Source organism: Variovorax sp. 01T439_2 (genome assembly GCF_056398445.1).
In genome coordinates, this window is sequence record NZ_JBFTPJ010000600.1 from 1 (window position 1) to 4,997 (window position 4,997).

The following is a 4,997-nucleotide window of genomic DNA, read 5'->3' on the forward strand; positions in this document are numbered from 1 at the left end:
GTGCGCCACCAGCGCGGCATCGAGCGCGCGGCCGGCATCGTCGGCCAGCGCGGCGGTGCGCGCCGCCGCCACCGATTGGGCGCGCTCGGCCGGCGCCACGCCGGGCTGCGCCGCCAGATGGCCGGCCAGGTGCAGCAGGTTTTCCTTGCCGCGCTCGTTGGTGCTGCCATAGCCCTTGATGAGCCGGCCGCACAGCGCAAGCTCGTGGCCCAGCACCCAGGCTTCGCGCGTGCCGGCTTCCACCGCCGCGAGCCAGCGCTCGATCAGTGCCTGCTCCTCGGCAAAGCGCTGGCCGCGGCGGCGCAGCCACTTCAGCGATGACAAGAGGCGCAGCGACGCCATGCCGGCCACCGAATGGCTGCCCACCTTCAACGGCAGCGCCCAGGGCGCGAGGCCGCGGGCCTGCCGGCCGCGGTCCCATGCGGTGACGCGGCGCGCCAGGCCCGGCGGCAGCAGCGCGGCGAACTCGGCCGCGCCGGGCTTGAAATGGTCGTAGACCTTCACGATGTCTTCCTCGGCCGCGCGCACTTCATGCCGCACGCGCTGTGCACGGCTCGCGCGGCCCTTGAGCGCGGCCACGCGCACGATGTCGTCGAAGGCCATCCACAGCGCGAGCCAGCGCGCGGCTTCGCGGGTGATGGCAAAGCCCTGCGCGCCGGCCGGGTCGGCGGCGCGCTCGGCATCGAGCACGCGGCCCAGCCGCTCGGCGTAGAGCGCGGCGTAGCCGGCGTCCTGGTAGTCGAGCACGCGCGCATGGCCGAGCGCGAGCATGTCGTGCACGGCGGGCGGAAAGCGCCGCGCGAGTTCGTCCGGCAGGTCGCGCGGCGGCGGCGGCGCGTCGCGCGTGTCGGCGGCCAGCACGCTGCTCACGAAGGCGGCCTGCGCGCGCGGCGTGCCCACGGCCTCGAAGCCGGCCGCAAAGCCGCGCAGGCTGGCCGCGGCCATCCTGCCCAGCTTCTCGGGCGCGCAGGCGTCGCCGCCGCGCACCACGTGTTCGTAGGCCTCGCGCGGAAACGGAAACAGGCCGCTGCCCGCGATGGCGCCGAGCATCACCGCGCTGACCACCGTGCCGGTCTCGCGTGCCATGGCGTTCATGTCGAACACATGGTGTTCGCGGCTGAAGGCCTTGACCACGTCGACGAGGCGCTGCGCATCGGCGCGGCCGTCGCCGGGCTGCATGCGCTCGGCGGTGGTGAAGATGCGCGCCGACGAACTGATGACCAGCGTGCGCAGCGGCGCGCTCATGCCGTTGCCGATCTGGCGCGCGGTCTCGAGCAGCTCCGACGACACGATGGCGTCGAGCGCGCCCGGCACCGGGCTCAGGCTGAACACCGGGCGCCGGCCGGCCAGCTGCGCGAGCGGCACCGGGAACACCTCGATGTAGTAGGTGGTGGCGCCGGTGCGCTGCGCCACGCCGGGAATCGACGTGCTCTGCGCGGCATGGCCGGCACGGCGCGCGATGTCGACCAGCCATTCGGTGAGCACGCCGCCGCCTTCGCCGCCCAGGGCGCAGACGAGCAGGGAGATGGGGCGGTTCTGTTCCATGCGGTCGTCTCTCATGCGGGTTGCAGCACGCGCACCACGGCGCCGCGCAGTGCGTGCAGCAGGCGCTCGTGCCACTTCGGGTTCTGCACCACCTCGGCGCGGTAGAAGCTCGGGCACAGCGTGGCCGCATGCGCGTTCTCGCCGCACAGGCCGCAGCCCACGCAGCCGTCGATCACGGTGGCCACGGGGTCGACCTTGAGCGGATCGGGGTTGTCCTTGAGCGTGAGCGTGGGGCAGCCCGACAGGCGGATGCAGGCGTGGTCGCCGTTGCACACGTCCTCGTCCACGCCGTACTTCACGCGCACCACGCGCTCGCCCTTCTTGAGCAGGCCGGCAATCCAGGGCTTGATGCGGCGCTGCCGCTCGAGCTGGCATTCACCCTCGGCAATCACCACCTTGAGGCCGTTGAAGTCGCTGGTGAGCGCCTCGGTCAGCGTCTTGCGCATGCGCTCCACGTCGTAGGTGGTGACGGTGCGCATCCACTTGACGCCCAGGCCCGTGAGCGTGGCCTCGATGGTCTGGTTCTTGTCGACCAGGCTCTGCTGCTTGTCGACGGCGCGCTCCTTCGTCTCGTCGTCGGGCGTGGAGATGATGTCCTGCGTGCCGGTGGCCGAGGTGTAGCCGTTCTTGAAGATCAAGAGCACCGCGTCGTCGCCGTTGAAGAGCGCGCTCTGCACGCCCGTGAGCAGGCCGTTGTGCCAGAAGCCGCCGTCGCCCATGATCGACAGCGTGCGGCGGTTCATCATGGGCGCCACGCCCGCGCGGCTTGCCAAGCTCATGCCGTAGCCCAGGATCGAATGCCCCATCGAGAAGGGCTCGAAGGTGCCGAAGGCATGGCAGCCGATGTCGGCCGCGATGTGCACCGGCCCGGTCTCCTGCTGCGCGAGCTTGAGTGCCGAGAACACCGGCCGCTCGGGGCAGCCGACGCAGAAGCTCGGCGGCCGGTTGGGCAGCAGCGTCTCGAGCTGGCGCGCCACCGCCTCGCGGCGCTCGCGGTTGCCGGCCAGCCAGGCCTTGGCGGAAGACGAAGCCTCGCCGCTCTCGATGTATTTCGCGGCGAAGGCGCCGAGGCCGCCCGCGAGCACCTCGACGCCGTATTCGCCGGCCGAAGGCAGCATGTCCTTGCCGTGCAGCGGCGTCTGGATGTCGCGCCGGCGCAAGAGGGTGGCGATGTCCTGCTCGATGTATTCGGGCTGGCCTTCCTCCACCACGAGCACTGCGCGCTTGCCCAGGCAGAAGTCGGCGACCTGCTCGGGCACCAGCGGGTAGGTCACGTTGAGCACCAGGATCGGGATGTCGGTCTCGCCGAAGGCATCGGCCAGGCCCTGCTGCTGCAGGCTGCGGACGAGCGCGTTGTAGAGCCCGCCCTGCACCACGATGCCCAGGTCGGCATGCCGGCCGCCCGGCACCAGCTCGTTGAGCCCGTGCTCCACGATGTAGCGCCGCGCGGCCGGAATGCGCTCGTCGCCCTTGAGTTTTTCATGGCGGAAGGTGACGGGCGGATGCGCGAGCCGCATGTAGTCGAAGCCCGCGGGCTCGCTCATCAGCGCGCGGGTCGACACCGCGGGCGCGATGTTGTCCTTGCACTCGAAGCTGCCGCGCACGTGGCAGGTGCGGATGCGCAGTTCCATCAGGCAGGGCATGTTCGAGGCCTCCGAAAGGCGGAAGCCTTCTTCCACCATGCGCACCATCACGCCCAGGTCGGGCCGCGGATCGAGCAGGCACATGCTCGACTTGAGCGCATAGGCATGCGTGCGCTCCTGGATCACGCTGGCGCCTTCGCCGTAGTCCTCGCCCACCACCACCAGCACGCCGCCGGTCACGCCCGGCGAAGAGAGGTTGGACAGCGCATCGGCCGCCACGTTGGTGCCGACTATCGACTTCCAGGTGACGGCGCCGCGCAGCGGATAGTGGATGGAGGCGCCGAGCATGGCCGCGGCCGAGGCTTCGTTGGAGCAGGCTTCCACATGCACGCCGAGCTCGTCCATGTAGGCCTTGCCCTGCACCATGACGTCGAGCAGGTGCGACACCGGCGCGCCCTGGTAGCCGCCCACGTAGGCCACGCCCGACTGCAGCAGGCCCTTGGTGATGGCGAGGATGCCCTCGCCGTGGAAGGTGTCGCCGGCGCCCAGGCGCAGCAGCTCGACTTCCTTGCTGAATGAAACTTCCATCGTGTCTCTTTTTTCTGGGGGTCTCGCAGTGTGCGCTCTTCACGCGCACTCCCGGCGGCGTGGCGCCCACACCGCGGGCGGAGCGCCTGGCGGTGCCGGTGCAGGCGGCGCTGGCCATGCTGCAGCAGGCGCTGGCCGAGCCCGAGCGTTTCGATCCGGCCGCTTCGCGCAAGCTGTTCCGCATCCACATGAGCGACATCGGCGAAGGCCGCTTCCTGCCCGCGCTGATGGCGCGGCTGCGCGAGCTGGCGCCGGGCGTGCGCATCGAGACCATGCCGCTGGCCACCGGCGACATTGCCGCCGCGCTCGACAGCGGCCGGATCGACTTCGCCTTCGGCTTCCTGCCCAAGGTGAAGGACACGCAGCGCGCCCAGCTGCTGAAGGACCGCTACATCGTGCTGCTGCGCAAGGGGCACCCGTTCGTGACGAAGCGGCGCCGCAGCGGCCAGGCGCTGCTCGAGGCGCTGCAGGAGCTCGACTACGTGGCGGTGCGCACGCACGCCGAGACCCTGCGCATCCTGCAGCTGCTGAACCTCGAGGACCGGCTGCGCCTGACCACCGAGCACTTCATGGTGCTGCCGGCCATCGTGCGTGCCACCGACCTGGCGGTGGTGATGCCGCGCAACATCGCGCGCGGCTTTGCCGAGGAAGGCGGCTACGCCATCGTCGAGCCGCCGTTCCCGCTGCGCGACTTCACGGTGTCGCTGCACTGGAGCAGGCGCTTCGAGGCCGATCCGGCCAACCGCTGGCTGCGCCAGGTGATCACGGCGCTGTTCTCCGAGCGGGCGGGGTAGGGGAAAGGCGCAGGACCTTCGCGCATTTTTCGGTGAAAAGCCTGCGCAAGATCATCTGGCGGTCAGGCTCGGCGTGCCACGATCGGGCCACATGAAGAAACGTATTCCGTCGTTCCTGCGCCACGTGGGGCCTGGCGTCGTCACCGGTGCGGCCGACGACGACCCCTCCGGCATCGCCACCTACACCCAGGCCGGCGCCCAGTTCGGCACCGGCCTGCTCTGGACGGTGTTCCTGTCGCTGCCGTTCATGGTGGCGATCCAGCTGGTGTCGGCGCGCATCGGCCGGGTCACGGGCAAGGGCGTGGCGGCCAACCTGCGCGAGCACATGCCGCGCGGCTTCCTGTTCGCCCTGGTGTCGCTGCTGGTGGTGGCCAACACCATCAACATCGCGGCCGACATCGCGGCCATGGGCGAGGCGCTGCAGCTGGTGGTGGGCGGCGGCGCGCACTTCCATTCGCTGATGTTCGGCGTGGTCACGGTGCTGCTG

The 4,997-nt window shown here is 70.6% G+C and carries 3 protein-coding genes and 1 pseudogene; 2 read left to right on the top strand and 2 right to left on the bottom strand.

Features of this window, described 5'->3' with window-relative positions; genetic code table 11:
- Both AC1DOC_RS24090 and AC1DOC_RS24095 read right to left on the bottom strand, forming a co-directional pair.
- Positions 1-1,545, bottom strand: a 1,545-nt coding sequence (locus AC1DOC_RS24090) for an indolepyruvate oxidoreductase subunit beta family protein (RefSeq protein WP_478130642.1), incomplete at its 3' end; no start/stop codon positions are given.
- Positions 1,546-1,556: 11 nt separating this feature from the next.
- Positions 1,557-3,716, bottom strand: a complete 2,160-nt coding sequence (locus AC1DOC_RS24095; RefSeq protein ID WP_412511576.1) for a thiamine pyrophosphate-dependent enzyme — start codon at positions 3,714-3,716, stop codon at positions 1,557-1,559.
- A gap of 32 nt (positions 3,717-3,748) precedes the next feature.
- Between AC1DOC_RS24095 and AC1DOC_RS24100 the strand changes: the two are divergent.
- Positions 3,749-4,510 (top strand): annotated as a pseudogene (locus AC1DOC_RS24100) (LysR substrate-binding domain-containing protein); the annotation flags it as partial.
- A gap of 91 nt (positions 4,511-4,601) precedes the next feature.
- A partial coding sequence (locus AC1DOC_RS24105; protein ID WP_478130643.1) for a divalent metal cation transporter occupies positions 4,602-4,997 on the top strand: 396 nt, incomplete at its 3' end.